Raw genomic sequence first — 15,607 nt, forward strand, 5'->3', positions numbered from 1 at the left:
TTAAAATATTTACCTTTTGCAATGCTTATTTTCTTTTCTCCCGGAAATAAGTGATGGCAAGTGCAGCTATGAAGCCTACTGTTGCCGCCTTTTTGGCAACTCCCAACTTATCAAACTTCCATTCCTGGCTCCAGCCTTTCTCTTTAAAAAGATTAGGCAACTTGCCGGTAACTGTATCTTCAATAATACCTTCATACACATTTATTCGATCGGCAAGTATCAGTGGTATCCAGTGGCGGTAACGGTCTTCACTATGCTTAAAGGCATAACGGCGTATTATACCGCTAAGGCCAGACGGAGGCGCCGTATCGCCGAATACAACGCTGGGCGCGGGCCGCTCGGTCGACTTCAGCAATTCTACATTTATTGGTTGTTGCGGCGATCGTTCATAATTTATGCGCTTATGATCATCGCCGGTGTAATTTTTCATAGGGTAGGTAGGCTCATTTTCGGGATCGGCATCCATGCCCCATCCAGGTATTTCTTTATAGTCAAATGGTTGATTTTTCATGGTATCAATACAGTTTTAATACAGTTATCAAGTTTAGACGAAAACAGGCGGTAAGCTTCTGAAACTTCTGCAAGCGGAACGCGGTGGGTTATCAATTCTTTGGGGCTTAATCTGCCGGACTGTACGTGGTCAATAAGTTTTGGCAATAATCTTTTAACAGAAGCTTGGTTAGCACGTAGCGTCAATCCCTTGTTTAGTATATTACCCATAGGCGCAAAATTGAAGGGGGGGCCATAAACACCAACAACCGATACAATGCCACCTTTTTTTACGCTATTTACTGCCCATTGCAAAGCTGTAGCAGACCCCGCTTGCATCAGCATTACGCGGCCGGTAAACGTTTGTAAAGTGTTGCCTTCTGCCTCGCAACCAACGCAGTCGATGCAAACATCTGCGCCGTACCAGTCGGTTGTTTTTTTGATGAACATTACCGGATCTTCTAACGATTTAAAGTTGTAGGCTTCACATTTTGCATAATTCCTGGCAAACTCCAGGCGGTACTCGATGTGATCGATAATGATCACACGCGCCGCTCCAAAAAACCATGCACACCTCGCAGCCATAATTCCTACGGGGCCAGCACCAAAAACAACTACCGTGTCGCCTTCCTTTATACCGCCCATCTCTGCAGCCTGGTAACCTGTAGGCACAACATCTGTAAGTAATACGGCATCATCAGGGTCCATATCTGGTGGAATCACAGTTGGGCCAAAGTTTGCGTATGGAACGCGAACGTACTCGGCCTGCCCTCCGTTAAATCCGCCGGCGGTGTGCGAGTAGCCAAATATGCCACCTACAGCAGTTGCCATAGTGTTTGATTCGTGGCAGTTACCATACAACCCTTGTTTACAAAAGTTACATTTGCCGCAGGCGATATTAAAAGGCACCAAAACATGGTCTCCCACTTTAACATTTTCTACCATGGAGCCAACTTCCTGCACGATACCAATAAATTCGTGCCCAAAGGTTGAGCCTACACGGGTGTCGGGCACCATGCCGTGATACAAGTGCAGGTCAGATCCACAAATGCATGACCTTGTGACTTTTACAATAGCGTCTTCCGGATGCAGAATTTCTGGCATTGGCCGCTGCTCGGCACGTATGCGGTAAGGACCGCGGTAGTTCATTGCTAACATAAAATTTGGTTTTTAGTAAGTTTAATTTCAGATCAGAAAAGTTATATCGACTACAACCTTGTCGAAAAACTTTTTTGGTGGCTCGAGCTTAAAATGCTATTTGATCGGCGGGTATAGTTGTTCAACAACTTTTAATTAACAATGTTTGTCTTATATGATAATATATTTAACTAAATATTAATAAAAGCACTTTAAGTACATATCTTGGATCGGAGTTAGACTGCCTTTAATAAGCGGTGGTATTTGGGATCACTAAAACACATCGCCGTTTAGCATGTTGATTATGGAATAGCTAGCTACGACAGTTTATCTTTTTACACTGACTTTAAAATATTTTAGATGTACCTTTTCTTTATAATTGCTCTTCTTATTATCGTTAGTGCAGTTTATTCCTATATAAATACCCGCTTTTTAAAGCTGCCTGGAACAATAGGTATAATGGCCCTTGCATTGGCAGGCTCCATCTTAACACTCATAATTGATAGTATTGATCCTAATGTGGCCGACTACCTAACGCTCTTGTCAAAAAATATAAACTTTTCTGCTTCCGTACTTAATATAATGCTTGGCTTTTTGCTGTTTGCAACTGCCTTTAACATAGATGTTCGCAAACTGAAAAAGGAAATGCGCCCGGTTTTCGCTTTAAGCACCATTGGGGTACTTATATCAACCGCCATATTTGGATCGTTGCTTTACCTGGCTATATGGATCACCAATTTTGATGTGCCATTTGTGTATTGCCTTCTGTTTGGCGCATTGGTTTCGCCAACAGATCCGGTTGCGGTATCGGCAATAATCAAGGGGTCAAAGCTGCCATCAAACACAGCTACTATTATACAGGGCGAATCGTTGTTTAATGATGGTATAGGGTTGGTGTTGTTTGTTACCATATCTGAAATAGCACAATCAGCAACCAATGATATCGACTTTGGTAAAGCTGCCCTGCTGTTTGCGCAGGAAGTGTTTGGCGGCATAGCGTTGGGCGCCATAACCGGTTTATTAGCACATAGATTGATGCGGTCTGTAAATGATTTCCGTACTATCGTGTTGATGTCGTTGGCATTAGTAATGCTTGATTCGGTAGTGGCAACTTACCTGCACCTTTCGGTACCGCTGGCAGTTGTAACCGCTGGGTTGTTGGCTGGCGGCCGCTCCATAAATGTTGATGAAAAAGATCATTCGCACGAATCACTCGAGAAGTTTTGGTCGCTGATTGATGAGATACTTAACGCAATGCTGTTTGTAATGATAGGCCTCCAAATGGTTAATATACCATTTGTACAAAATTACTGGTTGCCCGGCTTAATAAGCATTGTGTTGATTTTGATTGCCCGTTGGGTAAGTATTCTATTGCCACTTACTTTTTTAAGGCGTTCGCTAAATATCAGCTTTAACAGTGTCAATATACTTACATGGGCGGGTTTAAGGGGAGGGATTTCTATCGCATTGGCGCTGTCCATACCTGGCACATCGCCTCACCGGCACTTTATATTATCAGGAACTTACTTTATTGTAATTTTTTCGATAATTGGGCAAGGGTTAACCTTAAATAGGGTTATAAATATGATTTATAACAAAAAGTAAAATCGCTTAGTGGCTGGCAACGTTAGCCATATAAGCTGCAATCTGCTGCTCGTTGAAATCTGTCGATTTTGACAAGGCGTCAATTATATTTTGTTGCTCGACAGCTGTTCGGTTTTGGCTTAATTTCTTTTTCCCTTGCAGGTCGGTTACTTTAATTTCAAAGGCCACAATTCCGTTTATCATTTTAGCCTGATAGTCTTGAGGAAGGTTGTTCCACTGGTTAAGATAATCTGGTTCGTAAAAACCTATCATTTTTTCAAGTACATCCATCACTTTTTCCTCTGCATCAATTAGCGAAGCAGTACCATAAGCGTGAACAGCCAGGTAGTTCCAGGTGGGTACGTTTAATTCCTTCTCGTAATTTTTAGTCGAGATGTAGGCATGTGGCTCAGTGAAAATCACCAAAGGCACACAATGTAATACATCTTCAGATTGTTGGTTCGCTTTAGCGAAATGAGATGTAAGTATAACCCCTCCGTTATGTTCTTCAACAATGAAAGGCAGGTGAGTGGCTGTTGGTAGACCGTCTTTTACAGTAACAATTGTTGCAAAGCTGTACTTTTGCATAAAAGATATTGAGTCCTGTATGCCAGTGATTTGAAAGTGCTTTGGCGTGTACATCAATATTTGTTTTGATAAGCCCTTACATGTTCAGGAAATTCTTCTTCATAGAAAGGGTATGGCACGCTTATTTTATAAATATCGTAGCCATCGGTATCCATTCCCTCTGTTGTAGTTGCCAGGCCATTTATAAAAGTGCCTGTAGGGCTTAAAATTTTCAGTGTCGGAATATCGTTTGTATTGATTAGGAGATCATCCGCTATTTCAAAAAAATCTATCTTATTTTCTAAACAGTAGCCTTTAAAAAATGAATAAGCTGAGTTGATATTGATAAAAGTAACTCGTCCAAATACGACACCCATCGGAGCATCTGCCTTTTCAAGACTGGTATGCCCAATTATTTCGCCGTCCAGGAACACGTCATATTGCTTCATAAATTACAATGCTTCTAACATCTGCTTAAGTACTGCTTGTGCAGCCCAAACACGGTTGCCCGCTTCGTGTACTACAATAGATTTTGGTCCGTCCAGTATTTCTGAAGACAACTCCAGATCGCGCCTTACCGGCAAACAATGCATCACCTTTGCTTCTGGCGCAATGGCATCCAGTTTGGCGTTTGTAAGCATCCAATCTTCGTTACCATTGCTTATAGCACCATAAGGCTCATAAGCTGACCAGTTTTTAACATATACAAAGTCGGCATCTTTAAGTGCTTCGTCCTGGTTAGTGGTAATAGTTGCACCACTGGTAAACTCTTCAGACAAAGCATAACCATCCGGGTGCGTTATCACAAAATCCACGTCGGCTTTGCACATCCATTCGGCAAATGAATTAGGTACGGCTTGCGGCAGTGGCTTGATGTGGGGTGCCCAGGTTAAAACGACTTTGGGGCGTTCTTTTTTCTTCAATTCGGTAATGGTAACCAAATCGGCAAGGCTTTGCAGCGGGTGGCGTGTGGCCGATTCAAGGCTCACTACAGGCACCTTGCAAAACTCAACAAACTTATTAAATATCGCTTCGCTGTAATCCTCTTCACGATCCTTTAAACCCGGGAAGGAGCGAAGGCCGATAATATCCGAGTATTCGCCCATAACTGCGGCAGCTTCGCGAATGTGTTCAACGGTAGTGCCGTTCATAATCACATTGTCTCGCAGCTCTAAAGCCCAACCTTCTTTATCAATGTTCAGCACCAAGGCATTCATGCCTAAGTTTAAAGCCGCTTTTTGCGTGCTCATGCGGGTGCGCAGGCTCGGGTTCATAAAAACCAGGCTAATGATTTTATTTTTACCTAAATGCTGAAAAGCAAATGGATCCTGCTTTAGCTTAATTGCCTCAGCCACCAGTGCATTCACATCCTGAACATCATTTACAGAAGAAAAAAGTTTCATAAGCTTTGTATTCATCCATTAGCCATCTGGCCGTTGGCAATATTTAATTACGAATTATTTAGTGTGGTAGAAAAGGCCTCCAAAAATCTGTCGGCGTGTGCTCTTGTTAGGTTAAGGGCCGGTAAAAGCCTTACAACGTTTGGTTTAGCTTCGCCGGTGAATATTTTATGTTTAAATAACAAATCTTTCTTTGTATTGCTTAATTCGGCAGGTAAATCTATACCGATCATTAAACCACGACCGCGAACTTCTGTGATTTTATCAAACTTTTTAAGTTCGTCAATCAGGTATCCGCCAATTTCGGCAGCATTCTCTAAAAGATTTTCCTGTTCAATAACCTCAAGCACAGCTAAACTGGCAGCGCAGGCCAAGTGGTTGCCGCCAAAAGTGGTGCCCAACATGCCATAGGCCGGAGCAATTTTAGGAGAAATAATAATACCGCCAATAGGGAAACCGTTGCCCATCCCTTTAGCCATAGAATAAATATCAGCATCGACGCCGGCAAAATCATGCGAGAAGAACTTACCTGTACGCCCATAACCGCACTGTACACTATCTGCAATAAATACCGCGTTATGCTCGTCGCATAATGAACGAATCTTTTGCAGGAATGGGATAGGGGCCACCTGTATCCCGCCCACGCCCTGTATACCTTCAATTATTACCGATGAGATCTCGTTATCTTTAAATGCTTTTTCCAAAGCCGTTTCATCATTCCAGGGCAGGAAGATGACGTTATTGGTTTCGTTAATCGGCGCAACTATTTTAGGGTTATCTGTTACCGCAACAGCTAACGAAGTACGACCGTGAAACGCATTTTTAAACGCAATTACTTTCTTTTTACCATTATAAAAAGAGGCCAGTTTAAGGGCATTCTCATTGGCTTCTGCTCCCGAATTACATAAGAAAAGTTGAAAATCCTCTTTGCCAGATACGTGACCTAATTTTTCGGCGAGTTGGGTTTGCAACGGTATTTCTATTGAGTTTGAGTAAAACCCAATCTGGTGCAGTTGATCTTCCAAACGCTTTACATAATGCGGGTGCGTGTGACCGATTGATATAACTGCGTGGCCGCCATAAAGATCGAGATACTCGGTGCCTTTGTAATCAAAAACAAGGCTGCCAACACCTTTAACGATATTGATTGGATTGATTGGATATACGTCGAATAGTTTCATAAAAGTGCAAATTTTAAAGTAGTACGTTAAAAGTCGCAAATCGCATCATTTAAAGTTCTTACTTTTTTTATCAATGAAATTAACATCGCTTTTATCTCATTGATGTGTTGTGAATAAATGTTATTGTTTTCAGTACTTAAAAATCCTAAATCTTTTGATAGTAGAATTAAATACTCAACTTCATGTGATGAACCTAACGCGACTTGTAAATAGCTTGCGAAATCCTTTTGAGTAAATCTGCCTGCACCCTCTGCAATATTAGTTGGAATTGAGGTTGAAGCTCTTTTTAACTGGCTTATCAAATTGAAAGTTTCGTCTTTAGGAAAATTTCTGAGTAACTCATAAATTGATAAAACAAGCTCATGAGATTTTTGCCATACTATCAATTCTTTATAATCCTGCATTTCTACTTTAAACTTTCAACTTTTCACTCTTAACTTCCTAAAAAGCCACTCCCTTAAGTCGTAGTCCAGCGCGCTCATCAAGATTGAACATCAAATTCATGTTTTGTACGGCCTGCCCGCTGGCACCTTTAAGTAGATTATCCATTATGCTGATAATGAAAACTTTATTGCCATGCTTTTTAACCTGTATAAAGCATTTATTGGTATTCACAATTTGCTTTAAATCAATGTCTCTGTGCGTAACATGCGTAAAAGGGTGTCCTTCGTAATAATCTTGGTACAGCTTTAAAATTTCCGCTTCTGCAAGATCGGTTTCTGTATACATTGACGCTATTATGCCACGTGTAAAGTCACCGCGATACGGTACAAAGTTTAAAGCTCCCCAGCCACTTGAAGGCGGCGTGAAAGCGGCAGCCGCCTGGTTAAGCGATTGGCCTATTTCGTTTAGATGCTGGTGATTAAATACCTTGTAAACAGATAGGTTATCGTTGCGCCATGTAAAGTGTGATGTAGGCGACAGGCTTTGCCCCGCACCGGTTGAACCGGTAGTTGCTGTAATGTGCACCTCATTTTTTAACTGGCCCTTGCTTGCAAGTGGCAATAAACCCAATTGCAGGCAGGTAGCAAAACAACCGGGGTTGGCAATGTTGTTTGCAGTTTTTATAGCATCGCGGTTAAGCTCAGGTAACCCGTATACAAACTGTTTGCTTTTTAAAGTTGCGTTTTGACTCAGGCGGAAATCCTGGCTCAAATCAATTATTTTAATATGATCCGGAATAGGATTAGTATCTAAAAACTTTTTGGCGTCACCATGCCCCACGCATAAAAACAGCACGTCGATATGGTGTGACAGTTCAGATGCAAAACGCAGATCGGTATCACCAAAAAGATCTGTATGTACTTCGTAAATGTGTTTACCAGCGTTGCTATTACTGTGTACAAAGGCAATCTCCACATTTGGGTGATTAACCAATATGCGCAGCAACTCGCCACCGGTGTAGCCGGCACCGCCTACAACGCCAACTTTTATTTTAAAGGTTGATTCTGTCATTTTTGGTAGATGGGTATGAATACAAAATAAACTCGAGGTCGGCTTGATCACGGTTAGCAATAAAATGCTTTTGACCGGGATTTATCTGGACGCCCTGCTCAGGCTTTAAAGTAGTCTCCTGTCCGTCGATAGTGAAAATTGCCTTGCCCTTTAGTATAAAGAATAGCTGCGTCGCTTTTTCATGAAAATGCAAAGCCTCGGCAGTATCTGGCGGCATCAGTTCCTGCTTAACAGATAGCGCATCTGTGTCAACAAATGTCCATCCATGGCAGCCGTCGCCCCAATTATAGTGCTCAAGGCATTCACCTTTCGAGAAAACAACATTAGTCATTCCCGTTAACCTTATGGTAAATCATTACCTGATTGCCAAATATCTTGCTGAAGCCTTTAACGTCTTCGCCGCTCCAGGCGTTGTTCATTTCGCCGTAGCTACCAAATTTGTTCGACATCAAATCATGGTCAGATTCGATACCCACTACCTGGAAGCGGTATGGATTAAGCTCAATGAATACCTTTCCACTAACATTCTTTTGCGTATCATCAAGGAAGGCCTCAATATTGCGCATAATAGGGTCGTGAAACTGACCTTCATGCAACCAGTTGCCGTAAAAAGATGACAGTTGATCTTTCCATGAAAGCTGCCATTTAGTTAGCACGTGTTTTTCGAGCGTGTGGTGTGCTTTTATAATCACCATAGGTGCTGCAGCTTCGAAACCTACGCGTCCCTTGATGCCAATAATGGTATCGCCAACGTGGATATCACGGCCAATGCCATAAGGCTGGGCAATAGCTTGTAGGGCCTGTATAGCTTTTGTCGGATGGCCGTATGTAGTCCCATCAATGGCCACTAATGCGCCTTTATCAAAAGTAAGTTCGATGTTTTTAGTTGCGCTTTCGGTAATCTGCGTAGGCCATGCATCTTCAGGCAATCCTAAATTTGATGTAAGTGTTTCCTTGCCGCCCACAGATGTACCCCAAATGCCCTTGTTGATAGAGTACTTCGCTTTCTCGAAGTTCATCTCAACGCCGTGTTTTTTCAGGTATTCAATTTCTTCTTCGCGGCTGAGTTTAAGATCGCGGATAGGCGTGATGATTTGTACGTTTGGCACCAATATGTTAAAGATCATATCAAAACGCACCTGGTCGTTACCTGCACCTGTGCTGCCATGGGCAACCGCTTCGGCACCAATCTCCTTAGCGTAATTTGCAATAGCTGTAGCCTGGCTAACACGTTCGGCACTCACAGATAGTGGGTAAGTATTGTTCTTTAAAACGTTGCCGTAAATAAGGAAACGCACGCAGGTATTGTAAAAGTTTTCGGTTTCGTCTACCACGTGGTGAGATGTTACACCCATTTGGTAAGCACGCTCTTCAACGCTTTTTAATTCCTCTTCGCTGAAACCACCGGTGTTCACAATTACCGAATGCACCTCATAACCAAGGTCGCGAGTTAAATAAATACAGCAAAAAGAGGTATCTAAACCACCGCTGTATGCCAATACTACTTTTTTCTTCATTGTTGATCTGGTTTGTGAAGACTAATATTTAGTCGTCACGATTTATGTGTAACGAAGCAAATTGCATCGCTATATTTCTTATCGGTTTTATACGAGCTTTAAGCTTTCAGCACTTAAGTATTCAGTTCATTGCCACCATTTTCTCTATCCTGCGTTTTATGGCGTTCTCGATACGTTCAAGCAGGGTAGCCTTATGGGTGATTTTTTTCATTTTTTCTTCGTACTGCTTCTGTATTTCGGCCGGGTCGAACAACATGGCTGTGCACATGCAGTTTTTGCGGTTCTTACTCATCAGTATGTCGTAGTTTACGCAGCTGCGGCAACCTTTCCAAAAGTCTTCATCCTGCGTAAGTTCAGAATAGGTAACAGGTTCGTAACCTATTTCTGAGTTGATTTTCATAACTGCCAAACCTGTAGTCAGGCCAAATATTTTGGAGTTTGGATATTTTTTACGCGACAACTCAAATATTTTATGCTTTATGGCTTTGGCCAAACCGGCTTTACGGTATATTGGGTTTACAATGAGGCCCGAGTTAGCAACGAAATCGCCGTGGCTCCATGTTTCGATGTAGCAAAAGCCCGCCCAGGTGCCGTCCTTGTGCAAAGCAATAACCGCTTTGCCTTCCAGCATTTTATTTGCAACATACTCCGGCGAACGCTGCGCAATACCTGTGCCCCGCGCTTTGGCCGACTCTGCCATTTCATCGCAGATCATAGGAGCAAAATCTGCATGTTGTGCAGTAGCTACCTGTATGTCAAAATCATGTATGGTCATTATAATAGAAAAAATTACCGGTAAATTATAGGCTTTTAAAGGCCATGATAATTAGAGAGACTTTGGTTTAAGAAGTTTAATAAAGCTTCTTTGTTTGGATTAGTTAGAATGTGCTAATTCAAACCCGTGGGATGAACACCCTTCGTCGGCTTGGTGGGAATGATAAAAAGAAAGAAACTAAAGCAGCGGCAACCGGGGCAAAAATAGCCCTGATGCTTAACTTATATATGCTTTGTTTTTTCATTTTTAGTGTAAAAGTGTATGCTTTTAATCTTGCTGCAAAAGTTTATATTAAATTTTATTTATGCAAGAAAAAAGTGTGATATTTTGAATGAACAACTAAAACATTACAATGCAGAAATAATACCGTAACAAGCGCAGTTTTATTGAATGAGTAAGTTGCAAAACAGGGCGTGCAAATAATGGTTAAATGTATATGTCAAATCCTTTATTACTAACGCTTACGCTCAACGCTGAGGCACAGATTTACTTTAATGATCTTAGAAAAAAATATTTCCCTGCCGAACGCAACGTTTTAGACGCTCACCTGATGCTTTTTCATCAATTACCTGCTAACGATAGTAGCGTTGTAAATGACATACAAAGTTTAGCTTCCAAAACAGGTATCTTGACTCTGGAAGCAACAGCTATAAAAAGCATAGGCAATGGCGTTGCATTTAAGATAGAGAGTGATGAACTGCAGCAAATCCATAAAGACCTGCAAAAGCGCTGGAGTGTTTTTATTATACCTCAAGATAAAAATAAGCTCTGGCCACATGTAACTATTCAAAATAAGGTGCAGCCCAAAGTTGCGCAGGAATTATTAGCCGAACTTAATGCTGATTTTAAACCCTTTTCAATACAAGGTACGGGATTTACTCTATGGGAGTACTTGGCCGGTCCGTGGCAATTTAAGCAGCAATTTGATTTTTCTGAGTAACGAAATCCAGTTTTCTGCTCAAAAAATCTGAGGAAAATGGTAGGGGAGCAAAAAATATTCGCCTCATTTACAGGACTGAACATGGTACTATGCGCTATTTTAACATTTTGTTAACCGCGAGCACATCATTTTTCTATATTTGCGGCGGGTAAGTCTTTTACGGCCAGCTCCTCTTGAACTCCCCCAGGGTGGGAACGCAGCAAGGGTAGAGAGTTGAGCGGCGCGATAAAAGTAGCTTACCCATTTTTTATGCTCAAAATTTTGAGTCGTCCACGAAATTTGACATTTAACCTTCACGATATCCATCATCGGTCACTATATTCGCCATACTATGCTCGATATTTTAATAATTGGTGCGGGCCCTATTGGTCTGGCTTGTGGTTTGGCGGCTAAAAAGGCCGGTTTCACTTTTGAGATAGTGGAGAAAGGTTGCCTTGTAAACTCGCTTTACAACTACCCATCAACGATGATCTTCTTTTCCACCAGCGAGCGGTTGGAAATTGGCGGCGTTCCGTTTGTAAGCGTAAACAAACAGCCAAACCGTAATGAAGCTTTGGAATATTACCGCCGGGTAGCGCTTGACAATAAATTACCAATACGTTTATTTGAGGAGGTGCTAGCTGTAAGTGCAATTGATGGCGGATATCTTATCAAGTCATCTAAAAAGACTTACGAAGCAAAAAAAGTGATTTTAAGTACCGGCTTTTATGATATTGCAGTAAACCTGGACATTCCGGGTGAGGATCTGCCAAAAGTGAAACATTACTACAAAGACCCGCATTACTATGCCATGCAAAATGTTATTGTGGTGGGTAGCAGTAACTCCGCTATAGACGTTGCTTTAGAGACTTTTCGCAAAGGCGCCAATGTATCATTAATTGTACGTGGAAATGAAATAAGCCAGCGTGTTAAATACTGGGTGCGCCCGGATATATTAAACAGGATCAAGGAGGGGAGCATTAAAGCCTACTTTAACAGTAACCTGAAGGAAATACGTGAGCACGAGGCCGACATTGATACGCCCGAAGGTGTAGTAACCATACCCAACGACTTTGTGATGGCCATGACAGGTTACAAACCCAACTTTAAGTTTTTGGCCAAGCTGGGCATTAATCTTACCGCCGATAAATATATACCGCAATACAACCCGGAAACCATGGAGACCAATGTGCCGGGCCTATATCTTGCCGGAGTGGTAGTGGGGGGCTTAGATACACATTTGTGGTTTATAGAAAACTCGCGCATCCATGCGGAGATGATCATAAATGATATTGCTGCTAAGTCAATTTCAGAATAAATCCGTCTGCGGTTGTCCGCTATTTACAGCTGGCCCTAAAGTCATATCGTTTTTAAAAGCATATCTCTTAAAGTGCTGCCAGGTGCGCGGGCCACTAAATGTGTCACGCTTGCAAATTGTCAGTTCGTTTATCCAGAATGGTTCTGCTAACTTTTTATGACGTATTACCGGCCAAAGCAAATTAAACTGTTCGCCGGTTATATCCCGCGCAATAGTAATGTGCGGCGTAAAGGCTTTTTTGATGCCCAATTCTTTGGCCAGCAAGGTAAACCAGCTATCGGTCGACGGCGTGTTCTTTAAAGAAGCATATACCGTCATTTTACCATGCAGGTGCTCAAAAAATGCAAAGCCATCTAAGTGAAGTAAAACAGGCGGCATCCTGGCTATCTTGTATTCAAGTCGATCAATTACTGGTTCTATATAAAACGGCTTTTGCCTTGGCATCGTATCCACAGATATGTGCGCTGGGGAATACCTGCTTTTGTAATCGCCAATTAATCTTGCGGTGGCGCGCTTATAGCGGTCAATTTCATTTTTGATAGCTGTTGGTGGTGATAATAATACCAGATAGTCGTTGTAAAAAGTCATAGGATAGCTTGATGTTTAAGACTTCAAAAATGCTAAAATAATTAGCAATTAATCAAATAAAATTTGATATTTGTTTATGGATTCGCCAAGGCATATTGTGCACATTGACCTCGATTCTTTTTTTGTTTCGGTGGAAAGAAAATTCAATCCATCGCTTATTGGTAAGCCGGTTATTATAGGTGGCTCGGCAGATAGGGGTGTGGTTGCATCTTGTAGTTACGAAGCAAGAGCATTTGGTGTACATTCGGCAATGCCTACCCGGCAAGCACTTAAGCTTTGCCCACATGCTATAGTAATCCGGGGCACGCACGGCCGTTACTCCGAAGCGTCACGCGAGGTAACAGAAATTATCCATCAATCAGTACCGTTATATCAAAAGTCGTCTGTAGATGAATTTTATATCGACCTGAGCGGAATGGAACGTTTCTATGATCCTTACAAAGTCGCGACGGAATTGAGACAACGGGTGATAAGGGAGACCGGGCTCCCGATATCGTTCGGTATGGCCAGCTGTAAAACAGTTGCCAAGATGGCTACCAACCAGTCTAAGCCAAACGGGCAGCTTCGTGTAATGCCTGGTAAGGAACGTGAGTTTTTGGCACCCTTGCCCATAGGTAAAATTCCAGGGCTGGGTAAAAATACCTGCCAAAAACTTTATCAATATGGCATTGAAAAGATTGGCGATCTGCAACGTGTGGATATCCGCTTTCTTGAAACAGTTTTCGGTAAAATGGGCGTGTTTATACACGAAACGGCCCATGGGATCGACCACACTGAAATCATTCCCCATGGCGACCGTAAATCCATCTCGACAGAACATACCTTTGATACAAACGTGAACGACAGGCGGACACTCGAAAATATATTGGTAGCCATGACTGAGGAACTTGCCGCAAAACTGCGACAGGAAAACAAGGTATCATCATGCCTGGCCATTAAAATAAGGTATGCGAACTTTGAGACACATACGCAGCAGCAAAAAATCGCGCTCACAGCGGCTGAGCATATCCTCATACCGGGTATTAAAAATTTGCTTAAACAGGCCTGGAACCAACACAGGCCAATAAGATTAATAGGTGTAAAGCTGAGCGACCTTTGTACCGGCAGTTACCAGATCAACCTGTTTGAAGATAACGAAGAACGGATACGCCTTTATCAGGCAATGGATAACATAAATTTTAAATTTGGCAACAAAACGGTTTGCCGTGCCGCCGGGATGGAAATTGGTGCACGCACATTCAACCCGTTTTTAAAGTCATGATGCACGTACTGTTGTAGTGCATGTAAACTAAAAGTGTTTGTGTGAGGCTAATATTGCATTTTATAAAAAATGCATACTTTTAGTGTGTAATGCAAGCAGAAAACGACAAGAAAACCATACGCGCCTGGGCCATGTTCGATTGGGCAAACTCGGCCTATAACCTGGTTATAACCACGACAGTATTTCCGGCCTATTATGTGGCCATAACTGCAAACGCGCAAAATGGTAACCGCGTAAACTTTTTTGGTTTTAGCTTTGTAAACACTGCTCTGCAAGATTATTCGCTGGCGGTTGCCTATCTTGTTATGGTACTATTGTTACCCATACTGAGTTCCATTGCCGACTACAGGGGAAATAAAAAGGTTTTCATGCAGTTTTTTACGCTGATTGGTTCCCTTGCTTGCTGCAGCCTTTTCTTTTTTGATGCTACTCATATCGAAACCGGCATTATCAGTTTTGCCGTCGCGGCTATTGGCTATAGTGGAGGCTTCGTATTTTATAATTCTTACCTGCCCGAAATTGCAACGCTTGATATGCAGGACAAGGTGAGCGCAAAAGGATTTACTTACGGCTATATAGGCAGTGTGCTGTTACAGGTTATTTGTTTTGTATTTATCCTTAAGCCGGAAATGCTCGGCCTTAATAAGGGATCGGCATCGCAGCTTTCTTTTTTGATGGTGGGCATCTGGTGGATTGGTTTCGCTATCATTCCGTTTTCTATATTACCCAAGGGCAGCCCCAATGCACAATCGCACAACCATAACATTATAAAGGGTGGTTTTATTGAGTTGGGCAAGGTATGGGCAAAAATAAAATCCATGCCATTACTTAAACGCTATTTGCCTGCATTCTTCTTCTATTCTATGGGGGTACAAACCATTATGCTGGTAGCTACAAGCTTTGCCGCCAAAGAATTAAGAATGCCTACTGAGGATTTAATTAAGATTATCCTCATTATACAAATTGTAGCCATTGGCGGCGCTACGCTGATGTCGCGGCTGTCTGACAGGTATGGCAACACCCGCGTGCTTATAGCTGTAGTATTTATGTGGATAGGCATTTGCATAGCGGCATATTTCACAACCACTGCAAACCAGTTTTATATAATTGCAGTAGTAGTTGGCCTGGTAATGGGTGGGATACAATCGCTGTCGCGCTCAACCTACTCAAAGCTGCTGCCGCAAAATATTACCGACACGGCGTCGTTTTTCAGCTTTTACGATGTAACAGAAAAGCTTGCTATTGTAGGCGGATTATTTAGTTTTGGTTTGATAGAAGAAATAACCGGAAGCATGCGCAACTCCACGTTGGTGTTGGCGCTGTTTTTCGTGATCGGTTTAATTATATTATTTAACCTGCTAAGTACCGAGAAGAAAGTTAATAAAAATTCGGATTTTAGCGGCGTTTAATTTCTGC

General features: G+C 42.1%; 17 protein-coding genes and 1 other RNA gene. 6 read left to right on the forward strand and 12 right to left on the reverse strand.

Annotated elements, in window-relative coordinates; translation table 11 throughout:
- Nucleotides 1–25: 25 nt before the first annotated feature.
- Together FPZ43_RS01705 and FPZ43_RS01710 are read right to left on the reverse strand one after the other, a co-directional pair.
- A complete protein-coding gene (locus tag FPZ43_RS01705) occupies nt 26–511 on the reverse strand; it encodes a hypothetical protein (RefSeq protein ID WP_146380113.1) in 486 nt (161 codons plus the stop codon).
- The gene (locus tag FPZ43_RS01710; protein ID WP_261380968.1) at nt 508–1,638 is read right to left on the reverse strand and encodes a zinc-dependent alcohol dehydrogenase; all 1,131 of its coding nucleotides are present in this window, start codon (nt 1,636–1,638) and stop codon (nt 508–510) included. The genes FPZ43_RS01705 and FPZ43_RS01710 overlap by 4 nt, the downstream gene beginning before the upstream one ends.
- A 348-nt stretch (nt 1,639–1,986) precedes the next feature.
- On the opposite strand from FPZ43_RS01710, the gene FPZ43_RS01715 reads away from it, so the two are divergent.
- On the forward strand, nt 1,987–3,231 hold the full coding sequence (locus FPZ43_RS01715) for a cation:proton antiporter (RefSeq protein WP_146380115.1): 1,245 nt from the start codon (nt 1,987–1,989) through the stop codon (nt 3,229–3,231).
- 6 nt (nt 3,232–3,237) lie between these two features.
- Here the strand turns inward: FPZ43_RS01715 and FPZ43_RS01720 are convergent, their stop codons facing one another.
- The 9 genes from FPZ43_RS01720 to FPZ43_RS01760 all read right to left on the reverse strand — a co-directional run bounded on the left by FPZ43_RS01720 (nt 3,238) and on the right by FPZ43_RS01760 (nt 10,105).
- A complete protein-coding gene (locus FPZ43_RS01720; RefSeq protein ID WP_146380116.1) occupies nt 3,238–3,852 on the reverse strand; it encodes an FMN-binding negative transcriptional regulator in 615 nt (204 codons plus the stop codon).
- Entirely contained in the window at nt 3,852–4,226 is a 375-nt protein-coding gene (locus FPZ43_RS01725) for a hypothetical protein (RefSeq protein ID WP_146380117.1), read from the reverse strand. Before FPZ43_RS01725 ends, FPZ43_RS01720 begins: the two co-directional genes overlap by 1 nt.
- Nucleotides 4,227–4,229: 3 nt before the next feature.
- A complete protein-coding gene (locus FPZ43_RS01730) occupies nt 4,230–5,180 on the reverse strand; it encodes a Rossmann-fold NAD(P)-binding domain-containing protein (RefSeq protein WP_146380118.1) in 951 nt (316 codons plus the stop codon).
- Nucleotides 5,181–5,227: 47 nt separating this feature from the next.
- Nucleotides 5,228–6,358 (reverse strand): aspartate aminotransferase family protein, encoded by a 1,131-nt coding sequence (locus FPZ43_RS01735; RefSeq protein WP_146380119.1) that lies wholly within the window; start codon nt 6,356–6,358, stop codon nt 5,228–5,230.
- Nucleotides 6,359–6,384: 26 nt separating this feature from the next.
- Entirely contained in the window at nt 6,385–6,762 is a 378-nt protein-coding gene (locus tag FPZ43_RS01740; RefSeq protein WP_146380120.1) for a four helix bundle protein, read from the reverse strand.
- A 37-nt stretch (nt 6,763–6,799) separates the two neighbouring features.
- The gene (gene argC / locus FPZ43_RS01745) at nt 6,800–7,813 is read right to left on the reverse strand and encodes an N-acetyl-gamma-glutamyl-phosphate reductase (RefSeq protein ID WP_146380121.1); all 1,014 of its coding nucleotides are present in this window, start codon (nt 7,811–7,813) and stop codon (nt 6,800–6,802) included.
- Nucleotides 7,794–8,144, reverse strand: coding sequence for a cupin domain-containing protein (locus tag FPZ43_RS01750; protein ID WP_146380122.1), 351 nt, complete (start codon nt 8,142–8,144; stop codon nt 7,794–7,796). The genes argC and FPZ43_RS01750 overlap by 20 nt, the downstream gene beginning before the upstream one ends.
- Nucleotides 8,137–9,330, reverse strand: a complete 1,194-nt coding sequence (argG, locus tag FPZ43_RS01755; protein ID WP_146380123.1) for an argininosuccinate synthase — start codon at nt 9,328–9,330, stop codon at nt 8,137–8,139. Before argG ends, FPZ43_RS01750 begins: the two co-directional genes overlap by 8 nt.
- A 121-nt stretch (nt 9,331–9,451) precedes the next feature.
- Nucleotides 9,452–10,105 carry a GNAT family N-acetyltransferase gene (locus tag FPZ43_RS01760; protein WP_146380124.1) on the reverse strand — a complete coding sequence of 218 codons (654 nt, stop codon included), beginning with the start codon at nt 10,103–10,105 and terminating at the stop codon, nt 9,452–9,454.
- Nucleotides 10,106–10,541: 436 nt separating this feature from the next.
- Between FPZ43_RS01760 and FPZ43_RS01765 the strand changes: the two genes are divergently transcribed.
- The 3 genes from FPZ43_RS01765 to FPZ43_RS01775 all read left to right on the forward strand — a co-directional run bounded on the left by FPZ43_RS01765 (nt 10,542) and on the right by FPZ43_RS01775 (nt 12,342).
- Nucleotides 10,542–11,045 (forward strand): 2'-5' RNA ligase family protein, encoded by a 504-nt coding sequence (locus FPZ43_RS01765; RefSeq protein ID WP_186461736.1) that lies wholly within the window; start codon nt 10,542–10,544, stop codon nt 11,043–11,045.
- Nucleotides 11,046–11,191: 146 nt separating this feature from the next.
- Nucleotides 11,192–11,290, forward strand: an RNA gene (ffs, locus tag FPZ43_RS01770) — signal recognition particle sRNA small type.
- A gap of 86 nt (nt 11,291–11,376) precedes the next feature.
- Nucleotides 11,377–12,342, forward strand: a complete 966-nt coding sequence (locus FPZ43_RS01775) for a YpdA family putative bacillithiol disulfide reductase (protein ID WP_146380126.1) — start codon at nt 11,377–11,379, stop codon at nt 12,340–12,342.
- Here the strand turns inward: FPZ43_RS01775 and FPZ43_RS01780 are convergent.
- Nucleotides 12,334–12,930, reverse strand: coding sequence for a 2'-5' RNA ligase family protein (locus FPZ43_RS01780; RefSeq protein ID WP_146380127.1), 597 nt, complete (start codon nt 12,928–12,930; stop codon nt 12,334–12,336). The genes FPZ43_RS01775 and FPZ43_RS01780 overlap by 9 nt on opposite strands.
- Nucleotides 12,931–13,006: 76 nt before the next feature.
- Between FPZ43_RS01780 and dinB the strand changes: the two genes are divergently transcribed.
- Both dinB and FPZ43_RS01790 read left to right on the forward strand, forming a co-directional pair.
- Nucleotides 13,007–14,191 (forward strand): DNA polymerase IV, encoded by a 1,185-nt coding sequence (gene dinB, locus FPZ43_RS01785; RefSeq protein WP_146380128.1) that lies wholly within the window; start codon nt 13,007–13,009, stop codon nt 14,189–14,191.
- 89 nt (nt 14,192–14,280) lie between these two features.
- Entirely contained in the window at nt 14,281–15,600 is a 1,320-nt protein-coding gene (locus FPZ43_RS01790) for an MFS transporter (protein WP_146380129.1), read from the forward strand.
- The last annotated feature ends 7 nt before the right edge of the window (nt 15,601–15,607 follow it).

It is taken from the genome of Mucilaginibacter pallidiroseus (assembly GCF_007846085.1).
Lineage (GTDB): Bacteria > Bacteroidota > Bacteroidia > Sphingobacteriales > Sphingobacteriaceae > Mucilaginibacter > Mucilaginibacter pallidiroseus.